General features: G+C 66.6%; 13 protein-coding genes. 8 read left to right on the top strand and 5 right to left on the bottom strand.

The window, feature by feature from the left end; translation table 11 throughout:
* Window positions 1-193 precede the first annotated feature (193 nt).
* The 4 genes from ABGB08_RS52840 (at window position 194) to ABGB08_RS52825 (ending at window position 4197) form a co-directional block, all read left to right on the top strand.
* Window positions 194-643, top strand: coding sequence for an ATP-binding protein (locus ABGB08_RS52840; protein WP_155361160.1), 450 nt, complete (start codon window positions 194-196; stop codon window positions 641-643).
* 322 nt (window positions 644-965) lie between these two features.
* On the top strand, window positions 966-1640 hold the full coding sequence (gene purQ, locus ABGB08_RS52835) for a phosphoribosylformylglycinamidine synthase subunit PurQ (RefSeq protein ID WP_347607566.1): 675 nt from the start codon (window positions 966-968) through the stop codon (window positions 1638-1640).
* The gene (gene purL, locus ABGB08_RS52830; RefSeq protein ID WP_347607559.1) at window positions 1637-3886 is read left to right on the top strand and encodes a phosphoribosylformylglycinamidine synthase subunit PurL; all 2250 of its coding nucleotides are present in this window, start codon (window positions 1637-1639) and stop codon (window positions 3884-3886) included. The genes purQ and purL overlap by 4 nt, the downstream gene beginning before the upstream one ends.
* Window positions 3887-3903: 17 nt before the next feature.
* Complete coding sequence (locus ABGB08_RS52825) at window positions 3904-4197, top strand: Dabb family protein (protein ID WP_347607556.1); 294 nt, start codon at window positions 3904-3906, stop codon at window positions 4195-4197.
* 48 nt (window positions 4198-4245) lie between these two features.
* Here the strand turns inward: ABGB08_RS52825 and ABGB08_RS52820 are convergent, their stop codons facing one another.
* A complete protein-coding gene (locus ABGB08_RS52820) occupies window positions 4246-6057 on the bottom strand; it encodes an acyl-CoA dehydrogenase (RefSeq protein WP_347607553.1) in 1812 nt (603 codons plus the stop codon).
* A gap of 95 nt (window positions 6058-6152) precedes the next feature.
* Here ABGB08_RS52820 and ABGB08_RS52815 point away from each other — a divergent pair, with 95 nt between their 5' ends.
* Complete coding sequence (locus ABGB08_RS52815; RefSeq protein WP_347607550.1) at window positions 6153-6923, top strand: methyltransferase domain-containing protein; 771 nt, start codon at window positions 6153-6155, stop codon at window positions 6921-6923.
* Between the two features lie 109 nt (window positions 6924-7032).
* Complete coding sequence (locus ABGB08_RS52810; RefSeq protein WP_347607548.1) at window positions 7033-7401, top strand: VOC family protein; 369 nt, start codon at window positions 7033-7035, stop codon at window positions 7399-7401.
* A gap of 34 nt (window positions 7402-7435) precedes the next feature.
* Here ABGB08_RS52810 and ABGB08_RS52805 read toward each other — a convergent pair whose 3' ends face one another.
* Window positions 7436-7885, bottom strand: a complete 450-nt coding sequence (locus ABGB08_RS52805; protein ID WP_347607545.1) for a hypothetical protein — start codon at window positions 7883-7885, stop codon at window positions 7436-7438.
* A gap of 211 nt (window positions 7886-8096) precedes the next feature.
* Between ABGB08_RS52805 and ABGB08_RS52800 the strand changes: the two genes are divergently transcribed.
* Entirely contained in the window at window positions 8097-8567 is a 471-nt protein-coding gene (locus ABGB08_RS52800) for a GNAT family N-acetyltransferase (protein ID WP_347607542.1), read from the top strand.
* A 31-nt stretch (window positions 8568-8598) separates the two neighbouring features.
* On the opposite strand, the gene ABGB08_RS52795 is transcribed toward ABGB08_RS52800, so the two are convergent.
* Together ABGB08_RS52795 and ABGB08_RS52790 are read right to left on the bottom strand one after the other, a co-directional pair.
* Complete coding sequence (locus ABGB08_RS52795) at window positions 8599-10635, bottom strand: molybdopterin-dependent oxidoreductase (protein WP_347607539.1); 2037 nt, start codon at window positions 10633-10635, stop codon at window positions 8599-8601.
* A gap of 36 nt (window positions 10636-10671) precedes the next feature.
* Complete coding sequence (locus ABGB08_RS52790; RefSeq protein ID WP_347607563.1) at window positions 10672-12135, bottom strand: M28 family peptidase; 1464 nt, start codon at window positions 12133-12135, stop codon at window positions 10672-10674.
* A 556-nt stretch (window positions 12136-12691) separates the two neighbouring features.
* Here ABGB08_RS52790 and ABGB08_RS52785 point away from each other — a divergent pair.
* Complete coding sequence (locus ABGB08_RS52785; RefSeq protein WP_347607536.1) at window positions 12692-15097, top strand: lysylphosphatidylglycerol synthase transmembrane domain-containing protein; 2406 nt, start codon at window positions 12692-12694, stop codon at window positions 15095-15097.
* A gap of 73 nt (window positions 15098-15170) precedes the next feature.
* Here ABGB08_RS52785 and mgrA read toward each other — a convergent pair whose 3' ends face one another.
* Entirely contained in the window at window positions 15171-16196 is a 1026-nt protein-coding gene (gene mgrA, locus ABGB08_RS52780) for an L-glyceraldehyde 3-phosphate reductase (protein ID WP_347607533.1), read from the bottom strand.
* Between the last annotated feature and the right edge of the window lie 123 nt (window positions 16197-16319).

Here is a 16319-nt window from a genome sequence, read left to right as displayed (position 1 = left end):
GGGCCGGGGCGGCAGCTCCGGAAACAAATCAAGGGTGGGCGGGTGGGAACAATCACGGCAACCATTCGACCTCCCGTGAGGCTGGCGCGTTAAGCGCGAATGACAAGCGCGTGATTTTGATCGCGTGGTTGCGATTAGGCCTGATCCTTTGGGGAAGCACGTCTTAGTGACCTACGTCGAAGGGAGGGCCCCAGTGGACATTGAGTTCTCGTTGGCTCTTCCGCGTGATGCGATCGGCATCCCGATGGTTCGTCGTGTGCTCGGGGATGCCCTGCGGTCGCTGGGCGTGACCGAGGAGTGCGTGTCGGACCTTTTGCTGGCTACTTCTGAGGCTTGCGCCAATGCGGTCAGACATGGGGGACCCGCGACCCGATACCAGGTGCAGGCGGCAATCGATGACTGGCGTTGCGAACTGCGCATTATGGATCGAGGACATGGACTGACCGCGATTCCGCAGCAGTATCCATCGGGGGAGACGGAGAACGGCCGGGGAATCATGATCATGCAGTCCGTGGTGGACGAGATTTCTTTCGACATCACCCCAGGTAGCGGGACCACCGTTCGCCTGAGCAAGGAACTCGACTGGGACGAGGACGCGATCGCCCACCACATCTCCCGCGACCGCCAACTCGTCGCGGTCTGACCACCCCCTCCTGTCCCAGAACCGACAATTCAGCACGTCTGCCCCGTCCATCTCCCGGACCTCCAACCCGTCACGGTTGCTCCACGCCATTTCTCGCGGAACGGCGACTCGTCGCGGTCAGACCGTCCGGGACCGGAAACTCGCCGTGTCTGCCCTTCCATCTCTCTCGGGCGTGGCGATGTGCCATGGTCAGGCCTGCTTTGCTGGGGGATGCCCTGGGCGTTGAGCTCGGTGAGCGTCCGATAGCCTGAGGCGTACCGCCGAAGACTGCCGACCACCGGAGTCGGTGGCTGCTGCGTGTGCGTTGGGAGGGCCCTAAGTGATGCGGGTGGGCGTCGTCACCTTTCCCGGGACACTCGACGATCAGGATGCGGCGCGAGCCGTGCGGCTGGCCGGAGCCGAGGCTGTGCCGTTGTGGCATGCGGACCATGACCTCAAGGGGGTGGACGCGGTCTTCCTGCCGGGCGGGTTCTCCTACGGGGATTACCTCAGATGCGGGGCTATCTCGCGGTTCGCCCCGCTGATGGAGGAGTTGATCCCGGCCGCGAAGGCGGGGCTGCCCGTGCTCGGCACCTGCAACGGCTTCCAGATCCTCTGCGAGGCACACCTGCTGCCAGGTGCGCTGACCAGGAACGCCGGGCTCCACTACCTGTGCCGCGACCAGGGCATCCGGGTCGAGAACAACGCCACCGCATGGACCGGGCAGTTCACCGAAGGCCAGGAGATCCTGCTCCCGATCAAGCACGGCGAAGGGCGCTATGTCGCCGACGAAGCAACCCTGGCCGAACTGGAGCGCGACGGACGGGTGGTCTTCCGCTACATCGGCGGCAACCCGAACGGTTCGCTCAACGACATAGCCGGAATCTGCAACGAAGCCGGAAACGTCGTCGGCCTGATGCCGCATCCCGAGCACGCCGTCGAGGAGCTGACGGGCGCGCCGAGCGTGGACGGCCGGGGCTTCTTCGCCTCCATCCTCAGGAAGCTGGTGACCGCATGACCGTGGACAGCGTCAAGCGCGCATCCCAGTTTCCCGACGAGCACATGCCGTACGCCGAGCTTGGCATGAAAGAGGACGAGTACCAGCGGGTCAAGGAGATCCTCGGCCGGCGTCCGACGGGGTCGGAGTTGGCGATCTATTCGGTGATGTGGAGCGAGCACTGCTCGTACAAGTCATCGAAGGTGCATTTGCGGCAGTTCGCCACCAAGGCCCCGGCGTCCGAGGCGCTCCTGGTGGGCATGGGGGAGAACGCGGGGGTCGTCGACATCGGCGACGGCTGGGCCGCCACGTTCAAGATCGAGTCGCATAATCACCCGTCCTATGTCGAACCCCATCAGGGTGCCGCCACCGGCGTCGGGGGCATCGTCCGCGACATCATGTCGATGGGCGCCCGCCCGATCGCGGTCATGGACTCGCTCCGGTTCGGCGGGCTCGACCAGCCGGACACCCGCCGGGTGCTGCCGGGCGTGGTGGAGGGCATCAGCCACTACGGCAATTGCCTGGGTCTGCCAAACATCGGCGGCGAGGTCGTGTTCGACCCCTGCTACATAGGAAACCCGCTGGTCAACGCGCTCTGTGTCGGTCTGCTGAGGAAAGACCAGATCAAGCTGGCCACCGCACCGGGCCCGGGCAACAAGGTCGTGCTGTTCGGCGCGCGGACCGGCGCGGACGGCATCGGCGGCGCCTCGGTGCTCGCGTCGGCGACATTCGAGGACGAATCCCACGCCAAGCGGCCGGCCGTACAGGTCGGGGATCCGTTCATGGAGAAGTTGCTGATCGAATGCTGCCTGGAGCTCTACCAGGCCGACGTGGTCGTCGGGATCCAGGATCTCGGCGCGGCCGGGGTGTCGTGCGCGACCACCGAGCTGGCCGCCAAGGGCACCGGCGGCATGGCCGTGGACCTCAATCTCGTCCCGCTGCGCGATCCGACGCTGCGGCCGGAGGAGATCCTGATGAGCGAGTCGCAGGAACGCATGATGGCCGTCGTCACCCCAGACGACATTCCCGCCTTTATGGCCATCTGCGAGAAGTGGGACGTGCCCGCCACCGTCATCGGCGAGGTCACCGATTCCGGGCGACTGGTGATGACCTGGGACGGCGAGGTCATCGTCGACATCCCCCCGGGAACCGCCGCCGACGAGGGCCCGGTCTACCAGCGGCCCTTCCACGAGCCCGCCGGCCAGGCCGCCCTCAACACCCACGTCGAGCTGGCACGCCCGGCCGATCTGCGCGCCACCCTGCTCCAGCTGCTCGGCTCCGCGAACCTCGCCTCCCGCGAGTGGGTGACCTCCCAGTACGACCGGTATGTCCGCGGCAACACCGTCCTCGCCCAACCTTCGGACGCGGGCGTGCTGCGCATCTCCGAGTCGATGCCCGGAGCCAGCGAGACAACCCGCGGCATCGCGCTCGCCACCGACGGAAACGGTCGTTACGCCAAGCTCGATCCGTACGCGGGGGCGCAACTGGCGCTGGCCGAGGCGTACCGGAATGTGGCCGTGACCGGGGCGACCCCGCTGGCGGTGACCAACTGCCTTAACTTCGGCTCGCCCGAGGATCCCGAGGTGATGTGGCAGTTCGCCGAGGCCGTGCGCGGGCTCGCGGACGCCTGCAAGACCCTTGGCGTGCCGGTGACCGGCGGAAACGTCTCCTTCTATAACCAGACGGGCGCGGCGGCGATCCATCCCACGCCGGTCGTGGGCGTGCTCGGCGTGATCGAGGACGTGGCCCGGCGGGTGCCGTCCGGGTTCACCGCCGAAGGGCTGCGCGTGGTCCTGCTCGGGGATACCGCCGACGAGTTCGGCGGCTCGGAGTGGGCGCATGTGGTGCACGGCCATCTGGGCGGGCTCCCGCCGCAGGTACGGCTGGAGCAGGAACGTGCCCTGGCGACCGTGCTCACCACGGCGGCCACGCGCGGATTGCTGGCGGGTTCGCATGATCTGTCCGACGGCGGCCTGGCCATCGCCCTGGCCGAGGCGTGCCTGCCCAAGGGCATCGGGGCGACGGTTTCGCTGCCTGGTGAGGACGCGTTCGTCGATCTGTTCAGCGAGTCGGCGGCGCGGGCGCTGGTGTGCGTCAAACCCCAGCATTTCGCTGCGCTGGCCGAGCTGTGCGCCAGGAACGAGGTGCCCTGCTACGGTCTGGGCGTCACCGGCGGCACGTCGCTGGCCGTCGAGAACGCCTTCGAGATCCCGGTCGCCACGCTGCGGGAGACCCACGAAGCCACCCTGTCCGCAATCCTCGGATAAGTCCTGATAGGAGACACATGTTCCGGCACATCGTGCTGCTGGCCTGGACCGCGGACGCCACCGCGGAGCAGAAGGCGGACGTCGCCGCCCAGCTGGCCAAACTCCCGGGAGCCATCCCGGAGATCCGGCACTACGAGATCGGCGTGGACGCGGGCGTCAACGAGGGCAACCACGACCTCGCGGTCGTCGCCGACTTCGACGACGTGGACGGATACCTCGTCTACCGGGACCATCCCGCCCACCTGGCCGTGATCACGGATTACCTCAAGCCGATCCTGGCCACCCGCGCCGCGGTGCAACACCAGCTCTGACGTCAGGAGAAGACCGCCGCTCCGATCGGAGCGGCGGTCTTCCCGGTTCTAAAAGGCCGCTTCCGGAAGCTCCATCAGCTCCTGGCCGGTGGACATCAGCACCTGCCGCTCGGCGGCCAGCTTAGGCAGCACGGTCGTCGCGAAGAACGTCGCGGAAGCCACCTTCCCGGTGTAGAAGTCCCGATCCCGGTCCGAATCGCCGAGCGCGTTGAGGGCGACCTCCGCCTGACGCAGCAGCAGCCAGCCGAGAATCAGGTCGCCGAGCCCCATCAGGAAGCGGGTGGTGTTGAGGCCCACCTTGTAGACCTCCTTCGGCGTCTCCAGCGAGCTGATCGCCCAGCCGGCCATCGTGTCCGCCATCGCCTTGACGTCGTCGGCGGCCTGGTCCAGCAGCGCGCGCTCGACCTTCAGCCGCCCGTTCCCCGCCTGCGACCCGGCGAACGCCTTGATATCGGCCATCAGCGACCCGAGCGCGGCCCCCTGGTTCCGCAGCACCTTCCGGAAGAACAGGTCCAGGCCCTGGATCGCGGTCGTGCCCTCGTACAGGGAGTCGATCTTGGCGTCCCTGATGTACTGCTCGATCGGGTAGTCCTGCAGGAAGCCGGACCCGCCCAGCGTCTGGAGCGAACGGGTGAGCAGCTCGTAGGAGCGCTCGGAGCCGACACCCTTGACGATCGGGAGCAGCAGGTCGTTCATCTCCTCCGCCTGGCGGTCCTGCGGGTTCAGCTGGATGGTGTCCTGGAAGGTGGCGGTGTAGAGCACCAGGGCGCGCATGCCCTCGGCGTACGACTTCTGGAGCATGAGCTCACGCCGTACATCGGGATGAGCGATGACCGGCACCCGTGGCGCGGTCTTGTCCGTCATCTGGGTGAGATCGGCGCCCTGGATCCGGTTCTTGGCGTAGTCGAGGGCGTTCAGGTAGCCGGTGGAGAGGGTGGCGATGGCCTTCGTGCCGACCATCATCCGGGCGTTCTCGATCACCAGGAACATCTGCTTGATGCCCTCGTGCACGTCTCCGACCAGGTAGCCGATGGCCGGGTGCCGCTCGCCGAAGGTGAGCTCGCAGGTCGTGGAGACCTTCAGGCCCATCTTCTTCTCGACATTGGTGACGTAGACGCCGTTGCGCTCGCCCAGCTCGCCGGTCTCCAGATCGACCAGGAACTTGGGCACCAGGAACAGCGACAGGCCCTTCGTGCCCGGGCCATGGCCCTCCGGCCGGGCCAGCACCAGGTGGAAGATGTTCTCCGCCATGTCATGCTCGGCACTGGTGATGAACCGCTTGACCCCTTCGAGGTGCCAGGTCCCGTCGGCCTGCTTTGTGGCTTTTGTACGGCCTGCGCCGACATCGGATCCCGCGTCGGGTTCGGTGAGGACCATCGTGGCTCCCCAGCGCCGTTCCACCGCCAGCTCGGCGAACCGTTTCTGCTCCTCGGTGCCGAGCAGGTGGAGCAGCCGCGCGAACGAGGGGCCACAGCCGAACATCCACACCGCCGGGTTGGCGCCCATGATCAGCTCGCCGGCCGCCCACTGGAGGCTCCGCGGCGCGGGCGTGCCGCCAAGCGCCTCCGGGAGCTCCATCCGCCACCATTCGGCGTTCATCCAGGCGTCGTAGGACTTCTTGAAGCTCTCCGGCATTGTCACGCTGTGCGTGGCGGGGTCGAACACCGGCGGATGCCGGTCACTGTCCTCAAATGACGCCGCGATCGGCCCCACGGCCAGCCGGTTGACTTCGTCAAGGATGCTCCGGGCGGTCTCTTCGTCGATGTCGGCGAAGGGGCCCTTACCAAGGATCTCCTTACGCCCGAAGACCTCGAAGAGGTTGAACTCCAGATCTCGGACGTTGCTCTTGTAGTGGCCCATAACGAACTCCTACGGCTGGGGGTCTCCTACCGGTGAGTAACTCTACTGGAATGCTACCCGCCAGTAACACCCACTAAGCATGATTATCTTGCGTTATGGAGACGGATGAGCTGGCAAAACGGTGGAAGGCGGAGCTGGAGTCGTGGGGGATTCCGCCGCGGATCCTGGCCCAAGCTCCGGTAGATCCGTGGACACACCGGGTCGAACGGTTCGCGAAACGAACCGACCGGCTGGTGGCCGAGCCGAAGGGTCCGACCTACGAGCGCTCCCGCGAGGCGTTGCCCCCGGGCGGCAGCGTGCTCGATGTGGGGGCGGGCACCGGTGCCGCGAGCCTGCGGCTGCGCCCGGCGAGGCTGGTCGCGGTCGATGAGAATCCCGGCATGCTCGCCGAACTCGCCCGCCGATCCCCGGACGCGACCACGATCCTCGGCCGCTGGCCAGACGTGGCAGACGTGACCGAAGTCACTGACGTGGTGATTTGTTCACATGTTGTCTTCAACGTCCCCGATATCGTGCCGTTCCTCACCGAACTGACCGGGCACGCCCGCACCCGCGTCGTCCTCGAACTCCCCGAACTCCACCCGACCAGCTGGCTCAACCCGCTTTGGGCCCACTTCCACGGCCTGGTACGCCCCACTCGCCCCACATCCGAGGACCTCGCCGGAATCGCCCGCTCTCTTGGGTACGACATCCGCCAGGAAACCCACCTCGCCCCTGACGCCCACTACGAAACCCGCGAGGAGATGGCCGACGCGGCCTGCCGTCGCTTGTGCCTCCATCCGGGGCGGGCTCCGGAAGTCATCGAGGTGGCCGAGTGGCCGGTGCCTCGCCAGACGTACGTGACGATGTGGTGGGACGTGAACTAGCCGGGGGGGCGTCTCGGGCTTGGTCAAGGGTGTCATTTGGTGCCCAGTAACCCATTTGACGCTATTTCCGGTGGTGCGCTTGGGTGGGCGCATGATGGAGATTCATACCGTGACGATTGACTGCGCCAGGCCGTACGAGCTTGCCGAATGGTGGAGTGCGGCGATCGGCTGGCCGATCGTGGACTCGGCGCCGGAAGACGACGAGGTCCTGCTGGAGAGCCCGCAGGGTCCGCCGCATGTGCTGTTCATCAAGGTGCCGGAGGGCAAGACCGTCAAGAACCGTACGCATCTGGACGTGGCCAACAATGACGGGCGTACCCGGGATGAGGAGGTCGAGCGGTTGCTCAAGCTGGGGGCCACGATCCACGAGGACCACCGTCAGCCGGAAGGGCCCGGCTGGGCGACCCTGCTCGACCCGGAAGGCAACGAGTTCTGCGTCTGTCGCAGCGAAGCCGAACGTTCCGGGTCGTTCATCTGACGGGTCTTGCTGGGCTTAACGGGTCTTCTTCGGCTTAGTTGCTCTTCTTGGCGCGGCTGCGCATCGAGAGGGTGAGCAGGGCCGTGATCAGGTAGATCATGGCGCCGCCCCAGGCCGCGTCCCAGGCTGCCCCGAAGACGCCCTCGCGGTCGAGGATGAGCTGGACCGGGTACATCAAGATCGCTGAACCGGCGGCAGGGTACAGGGCGAAACGCCAGGGGTGCCGCAGCGACCAGCGTCGTGCCTGCTGGGTGACCCGGTCGCCGACGTCTGGCTTGGAGATCGCGCCGATTCCCGCCACCAGCGAGAAGAGGGTGATACCCACGCAGAGCGCCCAGCTCAGGTCGGCCGATCCGGTGACCAGCCCCAGCAGCAGGCTGGTCGTCGCGACGGCGCCTCCCGTCACGGCCGCGGCCTTCCACGGAGCCCCGCGGAGCGCGGCCCCCGCCAGCGACATTTCATCGCGTCGTGTGAGTTCGTTCATATCTTCAGCGTGCCTTCTCGGCTGCTTTCTTCACATCGGGGAAGTCCCTGAGCGGCCCCTGACCCGGCTCGGGCGTGCTGTTTCGCAGGATCGTCCTGGAAGGGGACGCCTTACCCCGGGAGCTGATCGGCTCTTGTTCGGGCATGTTGTTTCGCAAGTCCGTCCTGGAGGGGACACCGCGCCTCGGGAGCCGACCGGCTCTTGTTCGGGCATGCTGTTCCGCATGACCGCCCTAACTTTCCGTCCCGCGCGCCGCGAAGACGTGCCGCTTGTTGTCGGTTTGCTCAATGACGATGCGATTGCGCGCTCACGCGGCGTTGCTCCGGACATCGGGCCGGGGCACTGGGCGGCCTTCGACGCCATCGACGCCGACCCGAGCAACGAACTCGTCGTTGCGGAGATCGACGGCGAGGTCGTCGGCACCTTCCAGCTGACCTTCATCCCAGGTCTCTCCAGGAACGGCGGTGAACGCGCCCAGATCGAGGCGGTTCGCGTCGCGGAGCCGTACCGAAATCAGGGCATCGGCCGCGCCATGGTGGCCTGGTCGATCGACCGGGCCAAGCGCCGAGGTTGCGCCCTGGTCCAGCTGACCAGCGACAAACGCCGCACGGAAGCCCACCGCTTCTACGGTGCGCTGGGCTTCACCGCCTCACACGAAGGGTTCAAGCTCCAACTGTCGTAACAGCTTCGTGGAGCTTCAGCGGCGCGATCTGTCAGGCTTCAGCGGCTGCCGGGATGGAGTTGGCAGGCGTGATTTCTACCCAGTTGTCGTGATAGAGCGGGCCTTTGGCCATGTCGGCGTCGGCCTCCTCGATGAGGGCGTTGGGGTTGGCGCCGTCGGGGGAGAGCTTGAGCCAGCGGCCCTTCGTGATGGCCGCGACCCCCGGGCGGACCTTGTCGGTTATTTCAACTTTCGCGGTGAGTTCGCCGTGGGCGTTGAAGACTCGGGCCGGCTGGCCGGTGGTCAGGCCGCGGGTGGCGGCGTCGCCGGGGTGGACCAGGACGGTCGGGTCCTTTGAGCGGCGGAGGAGCTCTGGGTTGTTGGCGAAGATCGTGTTGAGGAAGGTGTGGGAGGCGGGGGTGATCAGCGTGAGCCGGGTGGAGGGCTCGCTGGCCGTCCTGGATGGCACATAGGTGGCGACCCGGGAGTGGCCCGCCGCCGCGGCCTTGTCGGAGGTGAATTCGAGCCTGCCGCTCGGGGTGGGGAAACCCTCGGTGAACGGGACGAAGGGGGTGGCCACATCGAACCGGGCCCAGCCGTCCTTGCGGATCTGGTCCAGATTGATGGCGGAAGTTCCGGAAAGCAGCTGTTCGGCCAGTTCCAGGTCGGAGTCGTACAGGGAGGGCTCGGTCAGGCCCATCGTGCGGGCCAGGCGGCGGAAGGTCTCCGTGGTGGACAGGCACTCGCCCGGAGGTTCGACGGCGGGCTCGTTCCACAGCAGATACATGTGACCGTAGCCGGAATGAAGATCGATGTGCTCGGTCTGCATGGTGGCGGGGAGCACGATATCGGCGTAATCGACGGTGTCGGTGGGGAACTGTTCCATCACCACGGTGAACAGGTCCTCGCGGAGCAGCCGCTGCCGGATGCGGTTCTGGTCAGGCGTGGAGCCCATCGGGTTCGCCGCGTACACCCACAGGCATTTGACCGATTCGTCCAGCTCGTCAGCTAGGCGGGTCATGGTGAGGGTGCGTACCGGTCTGGGAAGCAGGTCATCGCGGGGGTCGACGGCGAGGGGCACGTACGGGGAGGTGGAGTACGCGACACCACCGCCCGGGTAGCGCCAATCGCCCGTGACGCCCGGAATGCAGGCGATCAAGCGCATCGCCGAGCCGCCGCCTCTGTGGCGTTGCAGGCCCATCGTGGCGCGGATGCCCGTTGGGCGGGTATGCGCAAGCCGTACGCCAAGAGAACGGATGTCGGCTTCGGGCAACCCGGTGAGCTCAGCCACCCGACTCGGCGGATATTTCAGGATTTCTGCCTTGAATTCATCCCAGCCGAGAGTGTGATTCTCCAGGTAGTCGCGATCTTCCGCGCCTTCCTCCAGCACGACATAGAGCAGGCCGAGGGCGAGCGCGCCATCGGTGCCCGGACGGATGGGCAGGTGCTCGTCGGCCTGTTCCGCCGTCCGGGTGCGGATCGGGTCGATGGCGACCACATGTGCCCCGGCGGCGCGGGCATCCTGGATGAACTTCCACAAATGATGCCCGCTGGTCAGCGTGTTCGTGCCCCAGAGAAGGATCAACCGGGACAGCGCGAACGTCTCCGGGTCCATCCCGGCCGCGGTCCCGTTCGTGAAGCGAAGTCCGTCTCGTCCTGCTCGGGAGCAGATGTTCAGATCGTGCTGAGACGCACCCAGCACATTCCAGAACCGCCGCCCGGCTTCTCCGGTCTCGCCCTGGATGTACCCGAGAGTCCCCGTCCCCTGATACGGCCAGATGGCCTCGCCGCCGTGCTCATCGATGATCTCGGTCAGCCGAGCGGCACACGTGGCCAGCGCCTCGTCCCAAGAGATCCGCTCGAACTGCCCGGATCCCTTGGGACCGACCCGCTTCATGGGGTAAAGGATGCGATCTGCGGCCTTGGTGTGCTCCAGATACCGGTTCACCTTCACGCACAGCGCCCCCCGCGTGAACGGATGATCACGGTTACCCCTGAGCTCGACCGCTTCCCCGTCCCGTACGGTCACCACCCACGAACACGTGTCAGGACAATCAAGAGGACACGCCCCCAAAACCCGCAGCTCCATGGGTCAACTGTACGAGCGCGCGCAATCCCAATTTCATCACCGGTCCTGGAACGCGTACGCGGCCACGGCGTGGGCGATGGCGTCGGCGTTCACGTCGAGCGCGACCAGGTGGATGTTCTTGATCGTGTCGCAGGCCAGGTGGTAGCAGGGATCGAGCGGTTTGCCGGGGATACCGCCGAACTGGGCTGCCTGCTCCGCGGTCTTCTGTGCGTCGGCCCCGGTGAACACGCCTCCGGCGGGGATCCCCGCCTCGATGAAGGGGCCGTAGTCCGATCGGCCGGTGAAATCCACCCCGGTATGCGGCAGACCGCGACTGTCATAGAACGCCTGGAAGGTCCGTTCGATCTCGTCCGAGCCGCGCGGCCCTGGCCCTTCTCCGACGCGATCGGAGTCGTCCCCATCGAAAATCCCATAAATACTATTAGGAGACGCGATCATGTCCAGATTCAGATATAGCCCGATATTTTCGCGTTCCTGTTGGGACAGGTTTCCTACGTAGTGCTTGGACCCCAGCAAACCCAGCTCTTCCGCTCCCCACCAGACAAACCGCACGGCCCGATCCGGCCGAAACTGCCGCATCCGCAGCGCCAATTCCAGCACAGCCGCACTACCGGACCCGTTGTCGTTGATCCCCGGCCCTTCCTGTACGGAATCCAGATGCGCCCCCACCATGATCACTTCATCGGTACGGCCCTGCGGGGTCTGCACGATGAGGTTCCGGGTCACCCGGCGCTCGCTCAACGTCGAGGTGACAATCTCGGCGTATCCCCGCAGATCGCCATCCTGCTTGCGGACACCAACCACCGGCACATGAGCCCGCGGCCCACTGAGCCCTCCTCGCAGGTCGCCTTCACGATCGTTAACGATCACCACTCCGACCGCGCCGGCGGCCACCGCATGCCTGACCTTCAGGTCAATCGTGCAAATTCCACGAACGACCTTCGCCACTCCACCTTCCTTGAAAGCCGCAAAATCCCTAACCCTGCAGCCAGTCCCCGCGTCCCGAACAGGCCCTCTCACCCGCCCCGACCCCGAAAACCGCAGCGTGGTCACCTTGATCGCCGACCCTGGCTCCGGATCCGTGCTCGTCGCCGGGCTTCCGTTCGGGCTCGGACTCGTGCCCAGACTTCCGCCCGCTCGTGGACTCAAGCGTCCGCCCGGGTGTGGACCGAAGTTTCCGGCCGGGTGCGGACCCAAGCTTCTCTCCGGGTGCGGACCGAGGTTTTCGCCCGGGTGCGCACCCAAGCGTCCTCCCGGGTGCGGACCGAAGTTTCCGCCTGGGTGTGGACCCAGACTTCCCCCCGGGCGTGGACCCAGGCTCCCGCCTGGGCCTTGGGTCGTGTTCGTGCCCGGATCAAAACGTCCGTTCGGGTCCGATGCGGTGCCTGGCCCCGTGCCCTTGCGTGCGACCGAGTGGCGATTGAAGGGTGATGAGAGGGGGTTGGCGGGGTATTTGACGGTCAGCTTTAGTTGGGCAGGGGCCAGTTCTTTGAAATACATGAACTCGAAGGGATCGGAGACGACCTGATAACCGGCGGCTGTCAACTGGCTTCGCACGTATTCGGCGGATTCGTCAAACCCAGACGTTCCAGCCGCTCGATTACCCCCATTCCGATCCGCGATGTCCTGAAATACCCGGAGATGGCGGACGAGATTGCTCCTAGACACAGCATCGGCCAACTCAGAACCAGGGCTCCCCTCCGACACGGCATTCGCTGCGCTTACAGCGGGATTCATGGCATGAAGACCCAGGGACAGAACGGCGGTGAAGAGCAGGCGCATATACATCCTCCGAGGTCACGCGAGCGTGACCTCCGATGTAGTGATCAACAACAACTGATCAACTATGCCGGGCGACCCCGTCCGGCGCCCGCCTCGACAGCGGCGAGTCGTCACTCAGTGGCGGAACGAGGTGATCTTCTCTCGCCTGATCACTTACCGCGCCCGCTCCATAGAGTGGTAAGCAGTGGACACCAGGGCCACCTCACCGACGAGGGCCGATGCACATGACTTCGATTGTGGACACTAGTAATAAAGATCGCAGAGAATCACGGTGGTGAGGGGCATCAAGGAGAAGGACGAATCGGTGGGGGCTCCGGATCACGGAGTCGTCCTCGTCGTCGAGCCCTTGCTGCCCCAGCGCATCCGCCGCCCTTCGGATGCCATCCGCTTCCTCCTCACCCTGCTCGCCCTGGTCGCCGTCGTCCTGCTGGCCCTGGTAGCGCAAAGCACCCTCAACGGCCTCGAAAACGACGTCGCCGCTGGAACAGGGCGCGCTCCCGCGTTCCTGTCCTCGGTCGCGGGCCTGCTCGGCGGCATCGCCGTCCTCGCGGTCCCCGTCGCATTCGCCGTCGAAAGGGTCTTCCACCGCGACGGCATGCGCATCGCCCAAGGCTTGATCGCCGCCATCCTGGCCCTCCTGTTGTCGTACGCGGTGGACGAGTGGCTCATCGCCGCAGGCCCCGCCGACCTCAACCAGCTGCTCACCGGCGGCCGCGACGTCGAACCCCTCAACACCGTCCTCACCCCCGCCATCGCGTACGCCACCGCCGTCCGCATGTCCCGCCGCCCGCAATGGCGCGCCCTGCTCTGGATGGCCCTCGCCCTCGACCTGTTCGCCCTGTTCACCGCCACCAAAGTCACCGCACTCGGCGCGATCGTCACCTACCTCGTCGGCCTCGCCGTCGGCTACGCCACCCTGTACGGCATCGGCAGCGCCAACACTCGCCCCCCGGGCAGCGCGGTCGTCGCCGCCCTGCGCCGGCTCGGCTTCGGCCCGGTAAGCGCTCGCCGCATCGACGACGACACCTCCGGCAGCCGCCGTTACGTGGTCGGCCTGGCCGACCAGAGCCGCCTCGACGTCACCGTGCTCGACCGCGACCGCCAGGTGGCCGGCGTCATGTACCGCCTGTGGCGACGCCTCCGCCTGAACACCGAAACCCGCCGCCGGGCCATCCGCTCCCTCCGCGCCGAACTCGAACGCGAAGCCCTCATGGCCTACGCGGCTCAGGCCGCCGGCGCCAGCCTTCCCCGCCTCCTGGGCACCAGCGAGGTCGGCACCGAAGCGGCCCTCCTCGCGTACGAACACCTGGACAGCCGCCCGCTCGCCGACCTCGGCGACGACGAGATCGACGACGAACTCCTGGCCCAGACCTGGGAGCAGGTACGGCTCCTGCACGCCCACCGCCTGGCGCACCGTCACCTGACCGGGGAGAGCATCCACGTCGGCGCCGACGGCCGGATCGTCCTGGTGGATGCGCGCAGCGGCGAGATCGCCGCCGGTGACCTGCTGCTCCGCCTCGACATCGCACAACTCCTGGCCTACCTGGCCTTGCGCGTCGGCCCCGAGCGTTCGGTCAAATCGGCGACGGCCGTGCTCGGCGCGGACATGCTCGCTTCCGCGATGCCCCTGCTGCAGCGAATCGCCCTCGCCCGCGCCACTCGAGCGGCCACGCGCAAGGACAAGGATCTGCTGCCCGCCATCCGCGACCACATCGTGGCGCTGAAGCCGCAGGCCGAGGTCCAAGAGGTCCGCCTCGAACGTTTCCGCCCGCGGACCCTCGTCACGATCATCGCCAGCGCCCTCGCCGCCTACTTTCTGCTGTCCCAGCTCAGCCAGGTCAACCTGGTCACGGTCGTGACCAGCGCGAACTGGGCCTGGGGCGGAGTCGCTCTGGTCGCCGCCGTGGGCAGCTACGTGGCGGCCGCCGCGATGCTGCGGGGGTTCGTGCCAGAGCAGTTGCCCCTCGGCCAGACGGTGCTCGCCCAACTCGCCGGCTCCTTCGTCAAGCTGGTCGCGCCCGCGGCTGTTGGCGGCGTCGCGATCAATACCCGTTACCTGCAGAAACGTGGCGTCCCACCAGGTCCGGCGGTGGCCAGCGTGGGGGCCTCCCAGCTGGTCGGCCTGATCTCCCACATCCTGCTACTGCTGTTCTTCGGCTATCTGACCGGAACTCAGGCCGCGCCGTCCCTGACCCCATCCCGGGGGGTCCTGGTCGTCCTGCTCGGCCTCGCCGTCATCATGGTCGTCATCCTGGCCGTCCGCCCCCTGCGCCGGATGCTCTCCACCCGAATCAGGTCCCTGTTCTCCGGCGTCATTCCCCGCCTGCTGGACGTGCTGCAGTCCCCCCGCAAGATCGTGGAAGCCCTCAGCGGCACGCTCCTGCTCTCCCTGATGTTCATCACCTGCCTCAGCGCCTGCGTCCGCGCCTTCGGCGGCGAAGTCAGCTTCGCCGCCGTCGCCGTCGTCTTCCTGGCCGGTAACGCCATCGGCTCCGCGGCCCCCACCCCTGGCGGCCTGGGCGCAGTAGAAGGAGCCCTCTCCATCGGCCTCACCGTCGCCGGCCTTCCCCCTACCGTCGCCACCTCCGCCGTCCTCCTCTTCCGCCTGATGACCTTCTGGCTCCCCGTCCTCCCCGGCTGGGCCTCCTTCACCTACCTCCAGCGCCACAACGCCCTATAACCCCACTTCGGCCCAATGAAGAGCGTGCTTCACCGGGCCGAAGCAACCAGCCGAAGACGATCAACCGGGCTCTTCAGCTGGTGCTGGAGCCGCGCCAGAGGTCGATGCCGGCTTCGACGGCGTTCTTGTCGATGGCGTCGAGTTCCTCGGCGCTGAAGTCGAGGCGCTCGACCGCGGAGAGGCTGTCGTCGAGTTGTTGCACGCTGCTCGCGCCGATAAGCACCGAGGTCACCCGCTTGTCGCGAAGGGCCCAGGCCAGCGCCATCTGGGCGAGCGTCTGGCCACGCTGCTTGGCGATCTCGTTCAGGGTGCGGACATGCCGAAGCGACTCATCGGTCAGCAGACCCGGGTCGAGCGATTTGCCCTGCGACGCCCGCGACCCCTCCGGAATACCGCCGAGGTACCGATCGGTCAGCATGCCCTGCGCCAACGGCGAGAACGCGATGCAACCGACACCCTCTGCCTCCAGCGTGTCCAGCAGACCACCCTCGATCCACCGGTTGAGCATCGAATACGACGGCTGGTGGATCAGCAGCGGCGTGCCCATCTCCCGCAGGATCCGGGCGGCCTCCGCCGTACGCTCCGGCGAGTAAGACGAAATACCCGCATAGAGCGCCTTCCCCGAACGCACCGCGTAATCCAACGCCCCCATCGTCTCCTCAAGCGGCGTCTCAGGATCGAACCGGTGGCTGTAGAAGATGTCGATGTAGTCCACGCCCATCCGCGCCAGCGACTGGTCCAGGCTGGCCAGCAGATACTTCCGCGACCCGAACTCCCCATACGGCCCGGGCCACATGTCCCAGCCCGCCTTCGTGGAAAGCACGAGCTCATCCCGATACGGCCGGAAGTCCTCAGCGAAGATCCGCCCGAAGTTCGTCTCCGCCGACCCATACGGAGGCCCGTAGTTGTTGGCAAGGTCGAAATGGGTCACGCCACGGTCGAACGCCCGGCGCAGGATCGCGCGCTGGCTGTCGAGCGGTTTGTCGTCGCCGAAGTTGTGCCAGAGCCCCAGCGAGACGGCGGGCAGCTTGAGACCACTCCGCCCAGTCCGGTGGTACGGCATGGGCCCGTAGCGGTCGCCAGCGGCAACATAGGTCATCAGATCTCCTTCGTGGATTCCCCCACCTTTGGGTGGCGGAGGAAATGAAGCTTCTGCGGAGCAGTGCGGGGTGCGGTGATTCGCCGCCAGGCCGGCCGCCGCGTTTGACGGTCACGGTGCGAT

This window comes from Acrocarpospora sp. B8E8, from assembly GCF_039871605.1.
Lineage (GTDB): Bacteria > Actinomycetota > Actinomycetes > Streptosporangiales > Streptosporangiaceae > Acrocarpospora > Acrocarpospora macrocephala.
Note: the sequence above shows the minus strand (reverse complement) of the source record. Positions and strands in the feature narration are given on the sequence as shown.

Excerpts from the sequence above, each read along its gene's own strand:
- purQ (WP_347607566.1), top strand. The coding sequence starts at position 966 with ATGCGGGTGGGCGTCGTCACCTTTCCCGGGACACTCGACGATCAGGAT.
- purL (WP_347607559.1), top strand. The coding sequence starts at position 1,637 with ATGACCGTGGACAGCGTCAAGCGCGCATCCCAGTTTCCCGACGAGCAC.
- ABGB08_RS52825 (WP_347607556.1), top strand. The coding sequence starts at position 3,904 with ATGTTCCGGCACATCGTGCTGCTGGCCTGGACCGCGGACGCCACCGCG.
- ABGB08_RS52820 (WP_347607553.1), bottom strand. The coding sequence starts at position 6,057 with ATGGGCCACTACAAGAGCAACGTCCGAGATCTGGAGTTCAACCTCTTC.
- ABGB08_RS52815 (WP_347607550.1), top strand. The coding sequence starts at position 6,153 with ATGGAGACGGATGAGCTGGCAAAACGGTGGAAGGCGGAGCTGGAGTCG.
- ABGB08_RS52805 (WP_347607545.1), bottom strand. The coding sequence starts at position 7,885 with ATGAACGAACTCACACGACGCGATGAAATGTCGCTGGCGGGGGCCGCG.
- ABGB08_RS52800 (WP_347607542.1), top strand. The coding sequence starts at position 8,097 with ATGCTGTTCCGCATGACCGCCCTAACTTTCCGTCCCGCGCGCCGCGAA.
- ABGB08_RS52795 (WP_347607539.1), bottom strand. The coding sequence starts at position 10,635 with ATGGAGCTGCGGGTTTTGGGGGCGTGTCCTCTTGATTGTCCTGACACG.
- ABGB08_RS52790 (WP_347607563.1), bottom strand. The coding sequence starts at position 12,135 with ATGTATTTCAAAGAACTGGCCCCTGCCCAACTAAAGCTGACCGTCAAA.
- mgrA (WP_347607533.1), bottom strand. The coding sequence starts at position 16,196 with ATGACCTATGTTGCCGCTGGCGACCGCTACGGGCCCATGCCGTACCAC.